20 protein-coding genes are annotated in these 19,684 nt (G+C 72.4%); 12 read left to right on the top strand and 8 right to left on the bottom strand.

Annotated elements, in window-relative coordinates; genetic code table 11:
- The first annotated feature begins 11 nt into the window (after positions 1-11).
- The 5 genes from ACFYYW_RS45975 to ACFYYW_RS45955 all read left to right on the top strand — a co-directional run bounded on the left by ACFYYW_RS45975 (position 12) and on the right by ACFYYW_RS45955 (position 3,943).
- Positions 12-539 carry an RNA polymerase sigma factor gene (locus ACFYYW_RS45975; RefSeq protein WP_352324129.1) on the top strand — a complete coding sequence of 176 codons (528 nt, stop codon included), beginning with the start codon at positions 12-14 and terminating at the stop codon, positions 537-539.
- The gene (locus ACFYYW_RS45970) at positions 536-1,339 is read left to right on the top strand and encodes a zf-HC2 domain-containing protein (protein WP_387660139.1); all 804 of its coding nucleotides are present in this window, start codon (positions 536-538) and stop codon (positions 1,337-1,339) included. The genes ACFYYW_RS45975 and ACFYYW_RS45970 overlap by 4 nt, the downstream gene beginning before the upstream one ends.
- Positions 1,336-2,247, top strand: coding sequence for an ATP-binding cassette domain-containing protein (locus ACFYYW_RS45965; RefSeq protein WP_387660136.1), 912 nt, complete (start codon positions 1,336-1,338; stop codon positions 2,245-2,247). Before ACFYYW_RS45970 ends, ACFYYW_RS45965 begins: the two co-directional genes overlap by 4 nt.
- An 8-nt stretch (positions 2,248-2,255) precedes the next feature.
- Positions 2,256-3,077 (top strand): hypothetical protein, encoded by an 822-nt coding sequence (locus ACFYYW_RS45960; RefSeq protein ID WP_387660133.1) that lies wholly within the window; start codon positions 2,256-2,258, stop codon positions 3,075-3,077.
- A 209-nt stretch (positions 3,078-3,286) separates the two neighbouring features.
- Entirely contained in the window at positions 3,287-3,943 is a 657-nt protein-coding gene (locus tag ACFYYW_RS45955) for a hypothetical protein (protein WP_387660131.1), read from the top strand.
- On the opposite strand, the gene ACFYYW_RS45950 is transcribed toward ACFYYW_RS45955, so the two are convergent.
- From ACFYYW_RS45950 to ACFYYW_RS45940, 3 genes are all read right to left on the bottom strand, one after another.
- Complete coding sequence (locus ACFYYW_RS45950) at positions 3,916-4,824, bottom strand: cation diffusion facilitator family transporter (protein WP_387660128.1); 909 nt, start codon at positions 4,822-4,824, stop codon at positions 3,916-3,918. The genes ACFYYW_RS45955 and ACFYYW_RS45950 overlap by 28 nt on opposite strands.
- A 25-nt stretch (positions 4,825-4,849) precedes the next feature.
- On the bottom strand, positions 4,850-5,371 hold the full coding sequence (locus ACFYYW_RS45945; protein ID WP_387660125.1) for a hypothetical protein: 522 nt from the start codon (positions 5,369-5,371) through the stop codon (positions 4,850-4,852).
- Between the two features lie 67 nt (positions 5,372-5,438).
- Positions 5,439-5,909, bottom strand: coding sequence for a hypothetical protein (locus ACFYYW_RS45940; RefSeq protein ID WP_387660123.1), 471 nt, complete (start codon positions 5,907-5,909; stop codon positions 5,439-5,441).
- Between the two features lie 176 nt (positions 5,910-6,085).
- Between ACFYYW_RS45940 and ACFYYW_RS45935 the strand changes: the two genes are divergently transcribed.
- The 3 genes from ACFYYW_RS45935 to ACFYYW_RS45925 all read left to right on the top strand — a co-directional run bounded on the left by ACFYYW_RS45935 (position 6,086) and on the right by ACFYYW_RS45925 (position 9,595).
- A complete protein-coding gene (locus tag ACFYYW_RS45935; RefSeq protein ID WP_387660120.1) occupies positions 6,086-7,294 on the top strand; it encodes an MFS transporter in 1,209 nt (402 codons plus the stop codon).
- Positions 7,295-7,441: 147 nt separating this feature from the next.
- Complete coding sequence (locus ACFYYW_RS45930) at positions 7,442-8,608, top strand: HesA/MoeB/ThiF family protein (RefSeq protein ID WP_387660117.1); 1,167 nt, start codon at positions 7,442-7,444, stop codon at positions 8,606-8,608.
- Positions 8,609-9,595, top strand: coding sequence for a S66 peptidase family protein (locus ACFYYW_RS45925; RefSeq protein ID WP_387660114.1), 987 nt, complete (start codon positions 8,609-8,611; stop codon positions 9,593-9,595). It begins immediately after the preceding gene.
- A 112-nt stretch (positions 9,596-9,707) separates the two neighbouring features.
- Here ACFYYW_RS45925 and glpD read toward each other — a convergent pair whose 3' ends face one another.
- Positions 9,708-11,396 carry a glycerol-3-phosphate dehydrogenase gene (gene glpD / locus ACFYYW_RS45920; protein ID WP_387660111.1) on the bottom strand — a complete coding sequence of 563 codons (1,689 nt, stop codon included), beginning with the start codon at positions 11,394-11,396 and terminating at the stop codon, positions 9,708-9,710.
- A gap of 104 nt (positions 11,397-11,500) precedes the next feature.
- On the opposite strand from glpD, the gene ACFYYW_RS45915 reads away from it, so the two are divergent.
- The 3 genes from ACFYYW_RS45915 to ACFYYW_RS45905 all read left to right on the top strand — a co-directional run bounded on the left by ACFYYW_RS45915 (position 11,501) and on the right by ACFYYW_RS45905 (position 15,140).
- Positions 11,501-12,307, top strand: a complete 807-nt coding sequence (locus ACFYYW_RS45915) for an MIP/aquaporin family protein (RefSeq protein WP_387660108.1) — start codon at positions 11,501-11,503, stop codon at positions 12,305-12,307.
- 21 nt (positions 12,308-12,328) lie between these two features.
- The gene (gene glpK, locus ACFYYW_RS45910) at positions 12,329-13,840 is read left to right on the top strand and encodes a glycerol kinase GlpK (protein ID WP_387660105.1); all 1,512 of its coding nucleotides are present in this window, start codon (positions 12,329-12,331) and stop codon (positions 13,838-13,840) included.
- A gap of 97 nt (positions 13,841-13,937) precedes the next feature.
- Positions 13,938-15,140 (top strand): HAMP domain-containing sensor histidine kinase, encoded by a 1,203-nt coding sequence (locus ACFYYW_RS45905; RefSeq protein ID WP_352321750.1) that lies wholly within the window; start codon positions 13,938-13,940, stop codon positions 15,138-15,140.
- 48 nt (positions 15,141-15,188) lie between these two features.
- On the opposite strand, the gene ACFYYW_RS45900 is transcribed toward ACFYYW_RS45905, so the two are convergent.
- Both ACFYYW_RS45900 and ACFYYW_RS45895 read right to left on the bottom strand, forming a co-directional pair.
- Positions 15,189-15,869: a hypothetical protein gene (locus ACFYYW_RS45900; RefSeq protein WP_387660102.1), complete on the bottom strand. Its 681-nt coding sequence runs from the start codon at positions 15,867-15,869 to the stop codon at positions 15,189-15,191.
- Positions 15,866-16,426 (bottom strand): RNA polymerase sigma factor, encoded by a 561-nt coding sequence (locus ACFYYW_RS45895; RefSeq protein ID WP_387660099.1) that lies wholly within the window; start codon positions 16,424-16,426, stop codon positions 15,866-15,868. The genes ACFYYW_RS45900 and ACFYYW_RS45895 overlap by 4 nt, the downstream gene beginning before the upstream one ends.
- Before the next feature lie 130 nt (positions 16,427-16,556).
- On the opposite strand from ACFYYW_RS45895, the gene ACFYYW_RS45890 reads away from it, so the two are divergent.
- A complete protein-coding gene (locus ACFYYW_RS45890) occupies positions 16,557-17,132 on the top strand; it encodes a hypothetical protein (RefSeq protein ID WP_387660096.1) in 576 nt (191 codons plus the stop codon).
- 15 nt (positions 17,133-17,147) lie between these two features.
- Here ACFYYW_RS45890 and ACFYYW_RS45885 read toward each other — a convergent pair whose 3' ends face one another.
- Complete coding sequence (locus tag ACFYYW_RS45885) at positions 17,148-17,768, bottom strand: YitT family protein (protein WP_387660093.1); 621 nt, start codon at positions 17,766-17,768, stop codon at positions 17,148-17,150.
- Positions 17,769-17,891: 123 nt separating this feature from the next.
- Positions 17,892-19,652 (bottom strand): amidohydrolase family protein, encoded by a 1,761-nt coding sequence (locus tag ACFYYW_RS45880; protein ID WP_387660090.1) that lies wholly within the window; start codon positions 19,650-19,652, stop codon positions 17,892-17,894.
- Positions 19,653-19,684 lie beyond the last annotated feature (32 nt).

The following is a 19,684-nucleotide window of genomic DNA, read 5'->3' as shown; positions in this document are numbered from 1 at the left end:
AACGGGCTCCCGTGAGCGAGCACGAGACCTGGCAGGACGCCCGGCTGCTGGAGGCCGTGGCCGACGGCGACCGGCGTGCGCTGGAAGTCCTCTATGCCCGGCACGCGCCCTGGCTGCTCCTCCGGCTCACCCGCCGCTGCGCCGACCCGGCCGTGGTGGACGAGGCGGTCCAGGACACCTTCGTCGCGGTCTGGCGTACCGCGCGCAAATGGAACGGGCGGGGCGAGGTCGCGGCCTGGATCTGGGGGATCGGCGTGCGCCGCCTGCTCGACCACCTGCGCCGCCGCCCCGCGGCGGCGCTGCCCGCCCACGAGCAGGTCATGGTCTCCGCCGAGGAGCAGGTGCTGCTCGGCATCGAGTACGGCGAGCTCGGCCGGGCGCTCAACCAGCTCTCCCCGGAGCTGCGCGCCGTGGTCCAGGCGACCGTCCTGGACGGCCTGACCACCCGCGAGGCCGGACGCCTGCTCGGCATCCCGGCCGGCACGGTCAAGACCCGGATGATGCGCGCCCGCGCGCTGCTGAGGGAGGAACTGGCGTGAGCGCCTGGCACATGGACGACGGCATGGCCGCGGCGTACGCGGCGGGCGAGCTGCCCGCGACGCCCGCCGCCTCCGTCGAGGCCCACCTGCTGGCCTGCGAGCAGTGCCGGCTCCTGCTGGCCCCGCGGGTGCCGAGCGCCCGCCTGGACCGGGTCTGGGACGACATCGCCGACGCCGTGGACGCGCCCGTGCCCCGCCCGGTCGAACGGCTGCTGCGGGCCGCCGGGGTGCGCGAGCACACCGCCCGCCTGCTGGGCGCCACGACCTCGCTGCGGCTGCCGTGGCTGGCCGCGAGCGCCGTGGCGCTGTTCTTCGCCGCGCTGGCCGCGGGGGAGACGACCCGGTGGGGCCTGCTGACCTTCCTCACGCTGGCGCCGGTCGTACCGGTGGCCGGGGTCGCCGTGGCCTTCGGGCGGGACGGCGATCCGGCGTACGAGATCGGGCTGGCCGCGCCGTACTCGACGTTCCGGCTGATGCTGATGCGGGCCGCCGCCGTGGTGGCGTCGTCGTCGGCGCTGGCGCTGGCGGCCGGGCTGACCCTGCCGGGCGGCGGCTGGGCGACGGCCGCGTGGCTGCTGCCCTCGCTGGCCCTGACCTCGCTGACCCTGGCGCTGTCCAGCCGGTACGACCCGCGCTGCTGCGCCGTCGCGGTGACCGTGCCCTGGGTGGCCGCGGTCGTCGCCACGAACGTGCGCGAACCGGACCTGGCCATGTTCGGGGCCGCCGGGCAGGCCGGCTACCTGGCCGTCATCGTGGTGTCCGTCGTGCTGCTCGCCGTCCGCCGCAGGGAGTTCTCATGATCGAGGCAGTCGGCCTGGTGAAGACCTACGGCCGCCACCGGGCCCTGGACGGGCTCACCCTCACCGTCGGCAAGGGCGTCACCGGCCTGCTCGGCCCGAACGGCGCGGGCAAGAGCACCCTCGTCCGGGTCCTCGCGACCGTCCTCGCGCCGGACGGCGGCGAGCTGCGGCTGCTCGGCCGCGACCCGGGCGCGGGCCGGCTGGAGATCCGGCGGCGGCTCGGCTACCTGCCGCAGGAGCTGGGCTTCCAGCGCGGACTCACCGCGTTCGAGTTCGTCGACTACGTGGCGGTCCTGAAGGAGATGACACACCGCCGGTCCAGGCACGACGAGGTGCGCCGGGTGATCGAGGAGGTCGGGCTCACGTCCGTGAGCGGCAGGCGCGTCCGTACGCTGTCGGGCGGCATGCGGCGGCGGCTCGGCATCGCCCAGGCCCTGCTCGGCGAGCCCGAGCTGATCCTCCTGGACGAGCCCGCCGCCGGTCTCGACCCGGAGCAGCGGCTGCGGTTCGGCGAGCTGGTCGCGCGCCTCGGCCAGGACCGCACGGTCGTGCTGTCCACCCACCAGACGGAGGACGTCGCCGCCCTCTGCGACCGGGTGATCGTGCTCAAGGGCGGCCGGTGCGTGTTCACCGGCGCCCCCGCCGAGCTCCGGGTGCTGGCCGAGGGGCAGGTCTGGGTGTCGGCGGAGAAGGCGGGCGGCCGCTCGCGGCGGACCGGCGACGGCCGGTACCGCGGCCTCGGCCCCGTCCCCATGGACGCCCGCCCCGCCGACCCCACCCTGGAGGACGGCTACCTGCTGCTCCTCACCGGCGCGACCTCTGAGACCGGCGCGACCGTGGAGATCCCGGAGACCCCGGAGACCGCGGAGACCCCGGAGACCGGCGAGACCACGGAGGCGACGGCATGATGCGCCACGTGAGCCCTGTCGCGCCGGGCGAATCGGACGAGCTGGAGAACGGCGGGGGCCCCGCGCACCTGCTGCCCGCGCTCGCGCTGGCCGAGACCCGGCGGCTGATGCTGCACCCGCTCGCGAGCACGGGCGTGGTCCTGCACCTGATCGGCCTGGCCACCACGGAATGGGCGCCCCGGCCCGCCTACAGCGCGCTCACCAGCGACCTCGTCCTCCCGCTCGGCGTGCCGGTGTTCTTCGCCGCGACGCTCACGGTCTCGGCGACCAGGCGCGCGGGCACCGACGAGCTGCTGGCCGCCGTCCCCGCCGGGCGCGAGCTGCGCACCGCGGCCTCCTGCCTGGCCGCGCTGGGGCCGTTCCTGCTGGCCTGCGCGATGCAGGCCGTCATGGCGACGGTCTACGCGCTCGCCGGCGTCGAGTTGGAGCGTTTCCCGAGCGTCCACGAGATCGGCGCCGGGCCGTTGTGCGTGCTCGGGGCCGGCACGCTGGGGGTCGCGGTGGCCCGGTGGCTGCCGTGGCCGGGGGCGTCCGTGCTGGTGATGCTGGCGCTGATCGCCGCCAACGGGGTCGTGGAGCCGCTGCACTCGACGCTGACCATGCTGGGCTTCTACGTCGAGTTCGCGCGGTGGGGGCCGCCGCCGTACCTGGAGGCCGTGGGGTTCGTGTCCGGCTCGCCCGCCTGGCACGCCCTCTACCTGCTGGCGCTGAGCCTGGGGGCGGGGGCGCTGGCGATGACCCGCGACGCTGCTCGGCGCGGGCCCTGGCTCGGCGTCGGCGCCGTCCTGGTCGCGATCGCGGCCCTGGCCGCCACCCGGCAACTCCCGTGACCCCGCCCGCCTCGCGGCCTCCGCTCGTGCGGGCGCCTGGCGTCGGGGGCCGGGAGCGTGCGCTGCTCGTGCGGGTGCCTGGCGTGCGTGGCCGGGAGTGTGCGCTGCCGGTGCGGGTGCCTGGTGTGCGTGGCTGGGTGCGGGCGTTGTTGGTGCGGGTGCCTGGTGTGCGTGGCTGGGGGCGGGCGTTGTTGGTGCGGGTGCCCGGTGTGCGTGGCTGGGCGGGGGCGTTGCTGGTCCGGCGGCTGCGGCGGGCCGTCGCCTCCACCGGGCCGCAGGCCGCGCTGGCCGCCGTGGTCCAGCTGGTACGGGACGGGTTGCCGGCCGCCGGGGTGGCCGTGGAGCTGGCCGGCGTCCGGATCGCGGCCGGCGAGCCCGGGCCGGTGGCCTCCGACGTGCCGCTGGTGTGGCACGGACGCGCGGTGGGCCGCCTGCTGATCACCCCGTCCGCCGACCCGCGGGCGGTCGCCGCGATCACCCCGTACGTCGCCGACGCCGCCCACAGCCTGGCCGTCACCGCGGACCTGCGCCGGGCCCGGGAACGCGTGCACGCCATCCGCGAGGAGGAACGTCGCCGCCTCCACCACGACCTGCGCGAAGGGCTCGGCCGGGCCCTGCGCGACCTGGCCGGGACGGTCGACGCCGCCGCCACCGGCCACCGCACCGACCCGGCCGCGGCCGACCGGCTCCTGCACGACCTGAGCGCCGCCATGAACACGATCAGCCAGGAGATCAGAGCCCTCCTCCAGGACCCGGGCCCGCAACCGGCCTTGGCGCCGCTCCCGGGCCCGCGCCCGCGTCCCCGTGTGCCGTCGCCGCGGCTCGACCGGGCGCGGGCTCATTCGGGGGCGACCGGCGTGACGTAGACCTCGCGGATCTCCGGACGCCGCCGCAGCCGGTCCTCGACCGCGGCCATGGCCCGCTCGGCCCGGGGCAGGTCGGTGGCCGAGGCGAGGGTCACCCGGGCGGCCACCATGACCTGGTGGGGCCCGACAATCACCGCGATCACCTCGCGCACCCCCGTGACGTCCGGCACCTCGACGATCGCGCGGCGGATGCGGGCCAGGTCGGCGGCGTCCACGCTGGGCGCGGCGATGAGGTTCTGGTTGAGCCGCAGCAGCAGGCCCGAGACCGCGACCAGCAGGACCCCGATCAGCACGCTGCCCAGCGAGTCGAAGACCTCGTTCCCTGTCGCCTGGTGCAGCGCGAGGCCGGCCACCGCGATCGGGCCGCTGACCACGGCCGCCGCGTTGGCCAGGGTCACGGTCTTGGCCGCCGGGTCGCTGCCGGCCAGCAGCTCCGCCCACAACGACCGGCCGGTCACCGTGGCGCGCGCGCCGAGCGCCCGTACCGAGACGACCAGGGCCCACCCGTCGCTGACCGTGATCAGCACGATCACCAGGTAGCCCAGCGCGTACGAACCGCCCGAGGCCGACGGCTCGCCCAGGCCCTCCACGATCGCGGCGACGCCCCCGCCCACGAACAGCCCCACGGCGGCGAACAGCGACCAGAAGAAGATCTCCTGCCCGTAGCCGAGCGGGTGGCGCTCGTCGGCCGGACGCGCCACCCGCGCCAGCCCGATGAGCAGGAACACCTCCACCCCGAAGTCGGCCACGCTGAACATGGCCTCGGCGTACAGGATGGCCGAGCCGGTGACCGCCGCCAGGACCCCGAGGACGACGGCCTGCGCCCCCACGACCACCATCGTGACGATCACGCTGGTCCGGCTGCTGGGCTGCGCGCTCATGCCCGCACGACCCTCCGGCCGGCGGTCATCGCTTCGGTGTCACCCGTACGACGGCGCGGCCGCGGTCGAAAGAGAGGAAGCGCAGGACGACGTCGTTCAGGGTGAGCGTGGTGACGCCCCGGATGTAGCCCGAGCAGCCCCCGCCCTCGTCGAACTTGCAGGTGGACGCGCCGCCCTGCTCGCCCTGGGAGCTCATGTCCCCGGCCCCAGTGAAGTCCGCCTCCCACGTCACCTTGTCGCCCTGGACGCTCGCGACGGCGAACCGGGAGACCCCGTGACGCTGCCCGAACTTCAGGACGTCGCCCGCCCGGAGGGTGACCTCGCACCGGGCGTCCGCGCACCCGCCGACCTCCCGCCCGCCCTCGCCCGCGGCGGCATCAGACCCATCCGGCGCTGATCCGTCTGTCGAGGACCCGTCCGGCGCGGATTCGGACGCGGCGGAGCCGGGCGGCGCGGGCGCGGACGGCGACGTGCGCCCGGCCGTCCCGACGGGACCGGCGCATCCGGTCAGCGAGCAAGCCAGCAGGAGTACAAGCCACTTGACCATGGCAAACACCCTAGGCGTCGGGACGGACCCGGCCCCGGAGCCTCGCCCGGCGCGCCGCCGCGCTTGCTCAGCGAGTGACGCGCAAGGCCCACTCGACCGAGTCCGGGGCCTGGACCCGTACCGTCAGGGTCTTCCTGCGGCCCAGGTCGAGACGGTTCATGACGGGGCTGATCAGGTCGTCGAGGCAGGTGAAGGGCATGTTGACGCCCGGCTCCAGGATGATCTCCGCCTTGCCCTCGCCCCGGCACCGGAACAACACCCACAGCTCGTCCTTGCCGGGCGGCACGTCGCCCACGACCATGCTGCCCTTCCTCGGCCCCGCCTTGAGCACGGTGGTGGTGCCGGCCTCCACGCCCGGCAGCCGCAGGGCCGCGGGCCGGGCCGGCGGCGTGCTCGCCGGGCTCTCGGCGGGGGAGGCCGACGGGGTGGCGTCCCGCCGCTCAGCCGCCGGACCGGTCGGAGGCGCGGCCGTGCAGGCCGCCGCCAGCCACAGCAGGCAGCCGGAGCCGACGAGGGACGCCGTCTTTCGGATCGTCATGCCGAGATCCCCTTTGTCTGGCGTGCCGGCCGACGCGCGCGCGGGCCGGTCGCGAATGGAACGGGTCCGGAACGGGATGGAACGCCCTGTATTACGTGAGTCATTCGTCGAAGTACTCGATACCCGCCGGCCACACCGGCCACGTCAGCGGGCGGCGCCGTTCTCCGGTGTCGTCATTGGCGTTGCTCATCGCCGGTCAGGGGTTCTCCGGGTTCGGCGACCAGTTCTTCGTCGTCGCCCTTCCGGGGATCGTGCTGCTGCGGCACGGCACCGCGACCCTCGGCACGGTGCTGACCGTCTACGGCGTCTTCCGGTTGATCGGGCTCATGCTCGGCGGCCCGCTCGCGGACCGCTGGTCGCCCAGGCCGGTCATGCTGGCGGCCGACGTCGTGCGGGCCCCGGCCGCCGGGCTGCTGTGCGCCCTGGCCTGGGACGGCGCGGACCGGCTCTGGGCGCTGGCGGCAGGCACGGCGGTGCTCGGCCTGGCCGGGGGCGCCTTCCTGCCGGCGAACTTCTCCGTCATCCCCGACATCGTCGAGGAGCCGCGGGTCCAGAGCGCCAACAGCCGCAATTACGCGACCGCGCAGGCCGTCGCGCTGACCGGGCCGGTGGTGGCGGGCGTGTTCGTCGCCCGTCTGGGCCCCGGGCCGGCGCTCGCCGTGGACGCGGCCTCGTTCGCGGTGTCGGTGGCGACCCTGTGGTTCGTCCGGCCGCGCCCCGGCCGGGTGCGTCCGGAGCGGGGGCGCGGCGGGCCCGGCATGTGGGCCGTCGTGCGCGGGTTCCCGCTGTTCAGAGTCATCCTGACGCTGGCCGCCGTCGGCAATCTCGGGTTCGCCGGGATCCTGGAGGTCGGGTTGCCGGCGCTGCTGCACGAGAGCGCGCCGGCCACGTTCTCCACCGCGTACGGGATCGTGCTGGGGGCCTTCGGACTCGGCGCGCTGGCGGGCAGCGTCGCGGCGGGCCTGCTGCCCGCCCCGCGCAACCCGGTACGGGCGGCGGTGCTCCTGATGCTGCCGCAGGCCGCGCTGCTCGGCGCGGTCGGCCTGGCCGAGGGCCGGGTCTGGCCCGCGGCGCTCTTCCTCGGCGCGGGCGCGGCGAACGCGGCGGGCAACGTTCTGCTGATCACCGTCGTGCACACCACGCTGCCCGCGGCGGTGCGCGGGCGCGTGTCCGGGGCGCTGCTGGTGGCCTCGTTCGGGCTCTTCCCCGTGGGTGCGCTGCTCGCGGGACTCCTGGCTTCCGCGGCCGGACCGAGGACGGTGTTCCTCTTCGGCGCCGCCCTCGTGGCCGCGGCGGGCGTGGCCGGTCTCGTCTCCGGGCCGGTCCGGACATTCGCGAGAGGGGGTGAATCGCATGACGTACGAGATGAACGACCTGGGCACTGAGGCGCCGGTCGAGGTGAGCTGGGTCATTTTCTGATCCCGGCGACAGGCCGCGGAGAGCGGCAGACAGCAAGAGGGCATCCGGGGGGTACGCCGCCCCCCGGATGCCCGTCCGGCCATTTCCGACCCGACGGCAAGGGACGAAGGAAGATGCCCGTTTCGCTCGACAGACTCATCCGCGTCAAACCCATCTACCCGGTGTACCGGCTGGACGGCACTCGCTTCCGGATCGGCGCCCAGGCAGGCGTCACCGTCGACTTCACCGACCCGTACGGACAGCTCTGGACCCTCGTCGAGGCGCTCGACGGCACCCGGACGCTCGGCGAGGTCGCCGCGGCCGTGGGCCGGGCGCACCCGGGCATCGGCGTCGAGGACGTGCTCGGCGCCGTACGCGACCTGGACGGCCGCGGCTTCCTGGAGGACGCCCGCCCCAGCCCGTACGACGGCGGCGACGCGCGCCGCTACCAGGGCAACGTCAACTACTTCAGCCACTACGCCGGCCTGTCCGCCGCCCGTGAGCAGCCGCAGGACCGGCTGCGCGGCGCCCACTGCGTGCTGCTCGGCCTGGGCGGCGGCGGCTCGTACATCCTGCCCATGCTGCTGGCGGCCGGGTTCGGCCGGATCACGGCCGTCGACTACGACCGGGTCGAGCTGAGCAACCTGAACCGGCAGTTCCTCTACCGGGAGAGCGACCTCGGCGCGTACAAGACCGCGGTGGCCGCGCGGACGGCCAGGGAGGTGAACCCCGGCGTGGAGTTCGCCGCCGTGCAGCGCAGGATCGAGTCGGCCGCCGACGTCGCCCGGCTCGTCCGGGGCGCCGACGTCGCGATCTGCGCGATCGACGAGCCCCCGTTCGTCGCCCAGCGCCGGGTGAACGCGGGCTGCGTGCAGGAGGGGGTGCCGTACGTGTGCGGCGGCTCGTTCGTCACCCGGGGCCGGCTGTTCTCGGTGCGTCCGCACGAGACGGGCTGCATGGACTGCCTGCACCTGTACTACTCGCGCGCCGACTCCAGCTATCTCGCCCAGCTGGCCGGGGCGCTGCGGGCCGAGCACGGCCGAGTGACCCTCGCCTTCGCCCCGCACATCGCGCTGATCGCCTCGCTGATCACCGGCGAGGCGATCCGGCTGGTCACCGGCCACGCCGAGCCGATCGCCCTGGGCCGCCAGCTCGACGTGCACTTCGAGACCGGCGAGCTGGAGGTCATGTCTCAGTGGCCGCGCGACCCGGACGGCTGCCCGGTCTGCGGCGACGGCGCCGACGCGGCCTCGTTCGCGGTGTGGGCGGAGGCGGAGAGCGGCTCTCCTATGCTTCGCTAGATGGACGTCATCCATCCTCCCAAACTCAGAGCGGGCGACGTCGTCCGCGTCGTCGCGCCGGCCTGCTCGCGCGCCATGGTCATGGAGCACGACCACACCGCGATCATCGACGCCCGCTTCGCCGAGCTCGGCCTGACGCTCACCTACGGCCGCCACGTCGACGAGCGGGACGCCTTCCACTCCAGCAGCGTCGCCTCCCGCGTCGCCGACCTGCACGACGCCTTCGCCGACCCGTCGGTGGCGGCGATCCTGACGGTCATCGGCGGCTACAACTGCAACGAGCTCCTGCCGTACCTGGACTGGGAGCTGATCCGGGCCAACCCCAAGATCCTGTGCGGCTACTCCGACATCACCGCCCTGCAGAACGCCGTCCTCGCCCGCGCCGGGCTGGTCACGTACTCGGGGCCCCACTGGTCGACGTTCGGGATGCGCGACCACTTCGAGCAGACCCTGGAGTGGTTCGCCGCCGTCCTGTTCGGTGACGCGCCGGTCGAGCTGGGGGCGTCGAAGTACTGGACCGACGACCTGTGGTTCCTCGACCAGGACGGGCGCGAGCCGATGCCCAACGAGGGCTGGTGGCCGCTGCGGCCGGGCGCCGCCGAGGGGCGCGTCGTCGGCGGCAACCTGTGCACCCTGAACCTGCTGCAGGGCACGCCGTACATGCCGTCGCTCGACGGCGCGCTGCTGATCGTGGAGGACGACCTGGAGTCCCACCCGGCGATCTTCGCCCGCAACCTCACCTCGCTGCTCCAGCTCCCGGGCGCCGAGACCGTCCGCGGCCTGGTGATCGGGCGGTTCCAGCAGGCCAGCCGGATGACCCGGCCCCTGCTTGAGCAGATCGTCGAGACGCAGCCGGGGCTGCGGGACGTTCCCGTCCTGGCCAACGTCGACGTCGGGCACACCAACCCGCTGGCCACCTTCCCGGTCGGCGGCCGGGCCCGCCTGACGGTCGGCCCGGAACCGTCGCTGACCCTCGTCAGCCACTGACCCTCGTCAGCCACTGACCCTCGTCAGCCACTGACCCTCGTCAGCCACTGACCCTCGGCCGCACTGACCCTCGTCCGCCGCTGACGGTCGATCGGCCGGTGACCCGCCGTCGCTAGGACGCGGCGGCGGGCTCCCGGCGCGGGGCCGTGGCCTCGGCCAGGGCCCTGCGCTCGGCCTCGACCAGGGCGCGGCAGCGCGCCGCCTCGGCCTCCACCCGGGCCTCGTCCCAGCCGAGCAGCCCCGCCATCAGCCGCGCCACCACCGGGGCCGCGTCGAGCGCGGCGGGGATCGCCTCGATGAGCATCCGGGTCCGGCGCGACAGGACGTCCTCGGCGTGCAGCGCGCCCTCGTGCGTGACGGCGTACACGACCTCGGCCCTGATCCACGGGCACCCCTCGACCAGCGGCTCGCCGAGCGAGCGGTCGTCGTCGACCAGGCCGAGCACCTCCATCGCGAGCGTGCCGTAGCGCTGGACGAGGTGCTCCACGACGTCGGCGTCCACGTCGTGGTCCTCGGCCAGCCGCCGTACGGACGCGCGCACCGCCGGCAGCCCGTCCGCGCCGATCAGCGGCAGCCGGTCGGTCACCGACTCCGGCACGTCGAAGCCCTCCAGCGCCGCGTCGACCACGTCCTTGGCCATGACCCGGTACGTGGTGAACTTGCCCCCGGCGATCGTGGCCAGGCCCGGCGCCGGCACGTCCACGACGTGCTCGCGCGACAGCTTCGTGGTCGCCGAGCTCTCGTCGGCGGCCACCAGCGGGCGCAGGCCGACGTAGACGCCCACCACGTCGTCCCGGGTCAGCGGCCGGGCCAGCACGGCGTTGGCGTGGTCGAGGATGTAGTCGATGTCCTCGCCGGTGGCGGCCGGCTCCTCGCGGTCGCCGTCGTACTCGGTGTCGGTGGTGCCGACGATCCACCGCCGCCGCGTCCAGGGGATGATGAACAGCACGCTCTTCTCGGTCGGGATGATCATGCCGGTGGACGACGCGATGGCCTCGCCCGGCACCATGACGTGCACGCCCTTCGACATCCTGACCTTGAAACCGGCCGGCGCCGAGCCGGGCAGCCCGTTGATCGGGTCGGTCCACACGCCCGCGCACACCACTACGGCGTCGGCCCTGACGTCGAGGTCGCGGCCGGTCTCCTCGTCGTGCACGCGGGCGCCGACGACGCGCTCGCTGCCCTGGTCGCGCAGCATCTCGACGACCCGCGTCCGGGTGGCGACCACGGCGCCGTGCGCGGCGGCCGTCCTGGCCAGGGTGAGGGTGAAACGCGCGTCGTCCACCTGGGCGTCGAAGTAGATCATGCTGCCCGACACCGCGTCCGCGCGGAGGCCGGGCGCCATCCGGCGCGACTCCTTGACCGACAGGTACCGGTGCCGGGGCATCGGCCGGCGCATGCCCTCCAGCGTGTCGTACAGGGTGAGCCCGGCCCCCACGTACGGCCGCTCGATGAGCCCGTGCTGCAGCGGATACAGGAAGGTGACCGGCTTGACCAGGTGCGGGGCCAGCCGCGAGACCAGCAGGTCGCGCTCCTTCAGCGCCTCGCGGACCAGCTTGAAGTCGAACTGCTCCAGGTAGCGCAGCCCGCCGTGGATGAGCTTGCTCGACCTGCTCGACGTGCCGGCGGCCAGGTCGCGGCTCTCCACCAGCGCGACCCGCAGCCCGCGGGAGGCGGCGTCCAGCGCGGCGCCCGCGCCGGTCACGCCGCCGCCGATCACCAGCACGTCGAAGGACTGCCCCGCCAGCCGGTCGATGGCTGCCTGCCGGTTCCTGGCGTCCATCGCCCCGGTCATGTTCATGGATCCCCCGAACAACACTTTGTGCTCAAACGCTCACGATCCGTATACGTTTCCCCGATCAGGGAATGGCACACAACACCGACACCACGAAAGCGGGGACAGCGGTGGTCGAACGTGTCAAACGCCTGGAACTGGCCGGTGAGCTCATCGCCGAGTTCGCCGGCACGATGGTGCTCATCCTGTTCGGGGTGGGCGTCGTCGCCCAGGTGGTCGCGGCCGGCATCGGCGATCACGACAGCATCGCCTGGGCGTGGGGGATCGGCGTCGCGCTGGGCGTCTACGTCGCCGGCCGCATCACCGGTGCCCATCTCAACCCGGCCGTCACGCTCGCGTTCGCGGCCTTCCGCGGGTTCCCGTGGGCCAAGGTGCTGCCGTACGCGCTGGCGCAGACCGCGGGGGCGTTCGCCGGGGCGCTGCTGGTGCGCTGGAACTACACCGAGGTGCTGAACCAGGTGGACCCCGGGCACACGCTGAAGACCCAGACCGTCTTCTCCACCCTGCCCGGCAACGGCACGCTCCCGGTGGGCGCCTGGGGCGGGTTCCGCGACCAGATCATCGGCACCGCCATCCTGATGTTCGTCCTGTACGCCCTGTCCGACTCGCACAACCTCGCGCCCGGCGCCAACCTCGGTCCGGTGGTCATCGGCCTGCTCATCGTCGGCATCGGCATGGCGTGGGGCGCCGACGCCGGCTACGCGATCAACCCGGCGCGCGACTTCGGGCCGCGCCTGGCCAGCTTCCTCACCGGCTACTCCGGCGCCTGGCGCGACCAGTACGGCGGCCTGTACTTCTGGGTGCCCATCGTCGCCCCCCTGCTCGGCGGCCTGGCCGGCGCCGGGCTCTACCAGCTCATGATCGCCCGGTTCCTCCCCGAGCCCGAGCCCGACATCGAGGACGCGGGCCGCGTCTGACCCGAACGGAGGAGAACGACCATGCCCGATTTCGTGGGGGCCGTCGACCAGGGCACCACCAGCACCAGGTTCATGATCTTCAATCACAGCGGCCTGGAGGTGTGCAAGTTCCAGCTCGAGCACGAGCAGATCCTGCCCAGGGCGGGCTGGGTGGAGCACAACCCGATCGAGATCTCGACCAGGACCTCCGCGGTGATCGAGACCGCGCTCCAGCGCACCGGGCTGCACGACACCGACCTGGCCGCCGTGGGCATCACCAACCAGCGCGAGACCACGGTCGTGTGGAACCCGCGCACCGGACGCCCGTACTGCAACGCCATCGTCTGGCAGGACACCCGCAGCGCCAGGATCGCCGCGCAGCTCGAACGGGACGGCCGCGGCGAGGTCATCCGCAGGAAGACGGGCCTGCGGCCGGACGCCTACTTCTCCGGCGGCAAGATCCAGTGGATCCTGGAGAACGTCGAGGGCGTGCGCCAGGCGGCCGGGCGCGGCGAGGCGGTCTTCGGCAACACCGACACCTGGACCCTGTGGAACCTCACCGGCGGCGTCCGCGGCGGCGTGCACGTCACCGACGTGACCAACGCCAGCCGGACCATGCTGATGGACCTGGAGACGCTGGAGTGGGACGACGAGCTGCTGTCCTTCTTCGACATCCCGCGCGAGATGCTGCCGGAGATCCGCCCGTCCTCCGAGCCCGCCTCCTACGGCACGACCAGCAGGTACGGCGCGTTCGCCGGCGAGGTGCCGATCACCGGCATCCTCGGCGACCAGCAGGCGGCCACCGTCGGCCAGGTGTGCTTCGCGCCGGGCGAGGCCAAGAACACCTACGGCACCGGCAACTTCATGCTCCTCAACACCGGCACCGAGCTCGTACGCTCCGAGCGCGGCCTGCTCACCACCGTCGCCTACAAGTTCGCCGGCCAGCCGGCCGTCTTCGCGCTGGAGGGCTCGATCGCGGTGACCGGGTCGGCCGTGCAGTGGCTGCGCGACCAGTTGCACATCATCCGGTCCTCCGCGCAGAGCGAGGACCTGGCCCGGCAGGTGAGCGACAACGGCGGGATCTACTTCGTGCCGGCGTTCTCGGGCTTGTTCGCGCCGTACTGGCGGCCCGACGCGCGCGGCGCGATCGTCGGCCTGTCCCGCTACAACAGGGACGCCCACCTGGCCCGCGCCACGCTGGAGGCCATCTGCTACCAGAGCCGGGACGTCGTGGAGGCCATGCAGCAGGACTCCGGCGTGGTGCTGGACGTGCTCAAGGTCGACGGCGGCGTCACCGCGAACAACCTGTGCATGCAGCTCCAGTCCGACATCCTGGGCGTGCCGGTCAGCCGTCCCGTGGTGGCCGAGACCACCGCGCTGGGCGCCGCGTACGCCGCCGGGCTGGCCGTCGGCTACTGGAAGGACACCGACGAGCTGCGCGCCAACTGGGCCGAGGACCGGCGCTGGAACCCGGAGTGGAGCGACGAGCAGCGCGAGAAGGGGTACGAGGGCTGGAAACGCGCGGTGAGCCGCACCCTCGACTGGGAGTCCTGACCGCCGCCGGAGGCGCACGAGCCCGTCCACGAGCTGCCCTTACCGTGCGCTTACCGGGGCGGCGCCCAGAATGAGGTCTCCAGCGGAAGGAGACAGCGTGCGATTACCGTCCCATGCCGGCCGGGCCCCCGGTGGCCACGCTCCGCCCGGCAGGGCCGCGGCGCTGTTCGGGAAGCTGGGCATCCGCGCCCGGCTGACGCTCACGTACGGATCCATGCTGTTCGTCGGCGGCACGCTCCTGCTCACCGTCGCCTATCTGCTGCTGCGCGCGGTGCTCGACGGCGTCGAGTTCTCCCTGGACGTGCCGCCGGGCACCCCCGACGAGCTGGTGACGGTCTGGCGGCACCAGATCGAGATCCAGGCCGTCAAGCTGGACGAGCAGATCCTCAGTCGCATGGTCCAGCAGTCCGTGCTGATCCTGCTGGGCGTCGGCCTGTTCGCGCTCGTGTTCGGCTACCTGGTCGCCGACCGGGCGTTGCGGCCCGTCGCCAAGATGACCGCGACGGCCCGCAAGCTGTCGGAGAGCACGTTGGCCCACCAGCGCATCGACCTCCAGGGCCCGGACGACGAGCTCAAGGAGCTGGCCGACACGTTCGACTCGATGCTGACCCGGCTCAACAGCGCCTTCAACTCCCAGCGCCGCTTCGTCGCCAACGCCTCCCACCAGCTCCGCACGCCCCTGACCATCAACCGCACGGTCCTGGAGATCGCGCTCTCCGACCCGGCGGCCTCACCCGACCTCAAGGCCCTCGCCCGCACCCTGCTGGAGGTCAACGCGCGCAACGAGAAGCTCATCGAAGGGCTGCTGCTCCTGGCCAGGAGCGAACGGGAGCTGGCGCGCCGCAAGCCGGTGGACATCGACGACGTGGCGCTGACGGCGGTGGAACAGCTGACCTCCGTCGCCGACCAGCGCGGCGTGACCGTCGTCTCCCGCCTCGGCGGCACGACCATGGCGGGCGACCCCGTCCTCCTGGAACACGCCGTGGGGAACCTGGTGGACAACGCCATCAAGTACAACCTCCCGCAGGACGGGCAGGTCTGGATCAGCACGGAGGAGACGCCGGCGGGCGAGGTCGTCGTCAGGGTGGCCAACACCGGGCAACCCGTGCCGGCGTACGAGGTGGGCAGCCTGTTCGAGCCGTTCCGCCGGCTCAACGCCGACCGGGTGGACTCGGCGAACGGCTCGGGGCTCGGACTGTCGATCGTCCGCGCGGTCGTCCAGGCCCACGGCGGTGAGGTGACCGCGCGCCCGCGCGAGGGCGGCGGCCTGTCCGTGACGATCAGCCTTCCCGGCCGCTGAGGCGGCCCGGCCTCCGATCGGGCGCGGGCCGTCCTGCGGGCGGGTCGCTCACATGCCGGGCGGCGGGTACGCCTCCGGGTGCTCCTTCGGGTCGGGCATCTGGTCCCAGGACGGGTCGTCGATCACCTTGCAGGGCTTGGCCGGCCCGTCGACCAGGAAGCCGCTGAACTGCCACAGCGCCCGCGGCTTCTCGGGGCCGGAGGTCTGGTCGGCGTTCTCGGTGAACTCCAGGACGGCGGTCTGCCCCGTCTTGATGCGCTTGGGGTCGATCCGTACCTCGCCGCCGCCCATCCGGAACGTCTTCGCGTTGGGGGTGTTCTCGATCGCCTCCCTGATCCTCTTGCGGACCGCGGGGTCCGTGCTCTGGAGCTCTTCCTTGGTGAAGGACGGGCCAGCGTCGGCGGGGGCGCGGTCGGGGGCGCAGCGGGTGCCGGGCTTGAGGTAGGAGACGTCGGAGGGCACGCCGAGCGCCTTCAGGTCCTTCTCCACCTGGGCGGGGTCGCGGAACTCGTTGATCCGCAGCGTGATCGTGCCGTCGGTGTTCTTGCTGACCGCGTAGGCGGGGGCGTCCGAACCGTTGAGGAACGGCGTCACGACCGCCGCGGCGGCCGCGACGGCGGCCACCGCCGCGCCGGTGAGCAGGCGCCGCCTGGTGCGCCGGCGCCGGGCCCCGTTGCGGGCCTCGATCTCGGCCTTCAGTTCCATCAGTACGTGCTCCTTGAAGTTCATCGGATTCCTTCCATGACGAAGGGAGCCATCTCCGGCACGTCCCTGAGCGCTTGGCGGGCGCGGTGCAACCTGGCCCGGGCGGCTCCCTGCCGGATGCCCAGGGCGGTGGCCGCCTCGCTGATGCTGAGCTGGTCGATGACGACCAGTTCGAGCATCGCGCGGTCACCGTCGGGCAGTCCGGCCATGGCCCGGAAGGCCCGTCTGGCCAGGTTCTCGGCGTCTATCCGCGACACCAGCTCGGCCACGTCGTCGGAGTCGAGATGCCGTCGCCCGCCGACGCGATCGGCCAGCCTCGACTCCTTGTACGCCCGCCGCCGCTCGGCCGAGAGCGTGTTGCGGGCGACGCCGTACAGCCAGGCGATCTCGCTGCCGCGTCCCGGCTGATAGGTGTGGGCGGAGTCGAGCACCGCCATGAACACCTCCGCCACCAGGTCGGCGGCGGTGTGGGGATCATCGACCCGGCGGGCGAGGAACGAGGTGACCGCATCGACGTGGCGCCGGTAGAAGGCTTCGAAAGCGTCCGGATCTGTAGCTATATCCGGCTTTTTGCGACGCACCGGCCGTGCTCCCTTCGTCGATTACACCCCTTCTTGGTCAGTAGCCGAAAAAACGTTATGAGACCCAACAGAACAGACGCCCGGCGCCGTCTCTGACGACGCCGGGCGCGGTCTTGCTACGTTGCGCGGCATGGGCCACGGAAAGAGATCACTGAATCGGGCGGACGTCACCACGGCGCTGGCCATGACCCTCGACGCCGCGGGCGCCGCCGTCCGCTACCGCCTGTGCGGGACGAGCGCGGCGCTGCTCCAGGGCGTCCCCCTGCCGGCCGGGGACGTCGACCTGCTGATGCCGGGCCGGGCGGAGCTGCACGCGTTCGCCGCGGCCCTGTCGCCGTTCCCCTGCCTCCACGCCCCCGCCTGGATCCCCGGGAGCGAGCAGTACTTCGCCAGGTTCGCGGTGAACGGGGTGGAGGTCGAGCTCAGCACCGTCGAGCGGCAGGCCGGTTCGGACGCCCTGGAGTGCGTCGGCGAAGGTCCGTGGCGGCATCACGTCCTCGTCGCGTGCGGCCCGCACCAGGTGCCGGCGGTACGGCTGGAGATCCGGCTGGCCACCGAGCTCCTGCGTGACCGCGCCGACCGGTACGGCCCGCTCGTCGGCCACCTGCGCGCCCACGGCTTCGACCCCGGCCTGCTGCGCCGCGCGATGGACGCCGCCGGGGTCCCGGACGCCCGCCGGCGTCCGGTCCTGGAGGCTCTCCGGTGACGGACGCCGGGGGGCTCAGGACCGCGAGAACTTCTTGAACAGGAAGAAGTAGAGCTTGATGTACTGCCCGACGAGGATGCCGTTGATGATGGTCCCCTCGCGGATGAACTGCGGGCCGCCCAGGAAGATCAGCCCGATCGCCGCGGAGACCACCAGCAGCGTGCAGTCGAAGCCGGTCTTGAGGTTGCCCCATTTGAAGCCGGTCCGCTTGAAGACCGTGTTGACGAACATGTCGACCGGCATGAGCACCAGGTTGGCCCGGATCATCAGGAACAGGCCGAACGCCAGCGTCGCGTCCGCGACCACCAGGAGGACGAACTTGGCGGCGTAGGCGTCCAGCCCGATCCAGCTCGTCAGCATCAGGTTCAGGTCGAGGAACGTGGCCAGCACCAGGGCCGGGATCAACGACAGGAAGTTCCTGAGCTTGAAGTCCCTCGGCAGGACGAGATAGGTCAGCAGCAACATCAGCAGCTCAAGGGCGAAGTTGAACGTCCCCTGGCTGATCGAGGGAAAGACCAGGGTCATCGTCCGGGTGAGGCTGCTCTGCGGCGAGATGCCGATCCCCGCCCTGATGGCCAGGCTGACCCCCAGGGTCAGCAGGTAGATGCCGGCGCCGTAGGTGATCCAACGCCGCACCAGACTTCCGGTGTCGACGACTCCGGCCTCTTTTTCATGCTGTAGCACAGTTGCCTCCTTGACTGTTGGCTGTTCCGGCCGGAGCCTGCCGGACGACGGGGGGTCCGCTTCTCAGAGCACGGCTCAGACCATGAACCCGAAGCGGTCGAGTGAGATGAACAGGGTCAGCAGCTTGTTGACGACCGGCTCGCCCTCGTTGTGGTTGCCCAGCTTCTCCAGGGCGGCGTCGATCGACCGGGTCGCGTCCACCAGCTCGGCCAGGCTCATGTCGGCCATCACGCCGTAGATGTCGAGCGGCAGCGCGGCCTGCGCCTGGCCGTCCTCGGTCACGAGGCAGCCGCCGACGAAGGCGTCGAGCTGCCGGAGGTTGTCGCACATCTCGGCGCTGTCGCTGCCGACCACCACGAAGTAGGCGAAGGGCGCGGGCCAGAACGTCGACACGGCGCCCCGGTCGATCGAGACCCCCTTGAACAGCCCGTTGACGACGTGCCGGGCGCCGTCCGCGTAACGCTGGACGACGGAGATGCGGTTCAGCGTGACGCCGTCCACCTCGGGCACGACGGCGCCGTCCGCGAACGGCACCCAGACCTCCTGGGCGAACTTCAGGTGGCCGCGTCCGTAGACGTCGAAGAGCAGGACCTTCGCGCGGGTCCCGTCGTCGGAGATCTCGATCGGCGTGAGGTCGAGCTGTTCGGCAGCCAGGTCGGCGAGGCCGGGCCGGGGCTCCTGCACCATGACCGAATAGTCCAGATTGACGGGCTTGAGGAGCTTACGGTCCTTGGCGACCAGCTCGCCGCCCTTGAACACGTACCGCGGGTTGATCTTCGACAGGCTGTCGGTCAGCACGATGTCGGCGTAGCGTCCCGGGGCGAGGGAGCCGAAGTCGTGGTCCATGCCGAAGGAGCGCGCGGAGTACAGCGTGCCCATCTTGATCGCCTGGATCGGGTTGAGGCCCATCTCGACGGCCAGCGAGATCACCCAGTCGATGTGCCCCTTGGTCAGCACCCGGTCGACCGAGATGTTGTCGGCGCACATCTGGAAGTTCTCGGCCGGCCAGCGGCGCTTGACGATGGCGCGCAGCATGGTCCTGATCACCTCGGGGCTGCCGACGCCGAACTTGATCTGGGTCTGGAAGCCGTACCGGATGCTCTTCTCGATGTCGTCCTCGTTCCAGACATCGTGGTTGTTGTGCGCGCCGATCGCGGGCATGTAGTTCAGCAACATGTCGGGCAGCGCCGTCACGCCCCAGTGGCTGTTGACGAAGCCGCCGTTGGCGCGGCCCAGGGCGGACTTGCGGAAGTCGTCCTCGTTGCCGGTCATGTAGGACAGGTGGGCCAGCTCGCCCAGCCCGATCACCGGGTCCATCTTCAGCATGGCGTCGGTGACCTCGACCGACGTCTTCTTGCCCGGCGCGAAGGCGTAGATCCGGTAGGGCAGCTTCTCGTAGTCCTTGAACAACGCCGCGGCGGCCTCGACGGCCTCGTCGCCGGCCGCGCTGGCGAAGTCCAGGGTCTCGGCGAAGATGGTGGTCGTGCCGCTCGGCACGATCGCCTCCCCGAACGCCGCCGGGTGGGCCAGCTGGGCGTCGAAGTGCAGGTGCGCGTCGATCAGCCCCGGGATCGCGTAGAGGCCCTGGCCGTCGAACACCTCGCGGACCCGCACGATCGACTCGTCCGGGTTCAGCGCGATGATCCGCCCGTCGTAGACGAGGATCGAGCCCTGGAAGACGCTCTCGCTGTGCACGTCCAGCACGCTGAGGTTGCGCAGCAGCAGGTCCGCCTCCCTCTCCCCGCTCAGGATGTCGAAGACCGCCCGCACGTGGTCGTAGTGGACCGAGACCCGGTCCGTCCCACCGGCCTGGCCCGTCTTCTCCTGTTGGAGCATGATTTCCTCGCTTCATTGCTCGGCTGTTGGAT

The organism is Nonomuraea sp. NPDC001831, assembly GCF_042892035.1.
In the GTDB taxonomy this organism is placed as follows: domain Bacteria; phylum Actinomycetota; class Actinomycetes; order Streptosporangiales; family Streptosporangiaceae; genus Nonomuraea.
This window is presented reverse-complemented; position numbering and strand designations above follow the sequence as displayed.

What these genes read in the sequence shown, in the direction of transcription:
- ACFYYW_RS45965 (WP_387660136.1), top strand. Translation starts at nt 1,336, where the DNA reads ATGATCGAGGCAGTCGGCCTGGTGAAGACCTACGGCCGCCACCGGGCC.
- ACFYYW_RS45950 (WP_387660128.1), bottom strand. Translation starts at nt 4,824, where the DNA reads ATGAGCGCGCAGCCCAGCAGCCGGACCAGCGTGATCGTCACGATGGTG.
- ACFYYW_RS45945 (WP_387660125.1), bottom strand. Translation starts at nt 5,371, where the DNA reads ATGGTCAAGTGGCTTGTACTCCTGCTGGCTTGCTCGCTGACCGGATGC.
- ACFYYW_RS45940 (WP_387660123.1), bottom strand. Translation starts at nt 5,909, where the DNA reads ATGACGATCCGAAAGACGGCGTCCCTCGTCGGCTCCGGCTGCCTGCTG.
- ACFYYW_RS45930 (WP_387660117.1), top strand. Translation starts at nt 7,442, where the DNA reads ATGCCCGTTTCGCTCGACAGACTCATCCGCGTCAAACCCATCTACCCG.
- ACFYYW_RS45925 (WP_387660114.1), top strand. Translation starts at nt 8,609, where the DNA reads ATGGACGTCATCCATCCTCCCAAACTCAGAGCGGGCGACGTCGTCCGC.
- glpD (WP_387660111.1), bottom strand. Translation starts at nt 11,396, where the DNA reads ATGAACATGACCGGGGCGATGGACGCCAGGAACCGGCAGGCAGCCATC.
- glpK (WP_387660105.1), top strand. Translation starts at nt 12,329, where the DNA reads ATGCCCGATTTCGTGGGGGCCGTCGACCAGGGCACCACCAGCACCAGG.
- ACFYYW_RS45900 (WP_387660102.1), bottom strand. Translation starts at nt 15,869, where the DNA reads ATGAACTTCAAGGAGCACGTACTGATGGAACTGAAGGCCGAGATCGAG.
- ACFYYW_RS45890 (WP_387660096.1), top strand. Translation starts at nt 16,557, where the DNA reads ATGGGCCACGGAAAGAGATCACTGAATCGGGCGGACGTCACCACGGCG.
- ACFYYW_RS45880 (WP_387660090.1), bottom strand. Translation starts at nt 19,652, where the DNA reads ATGCTCCAACAGGAGAAGACGGGCCAGGCCGGTGGGACGGACCGGGTC.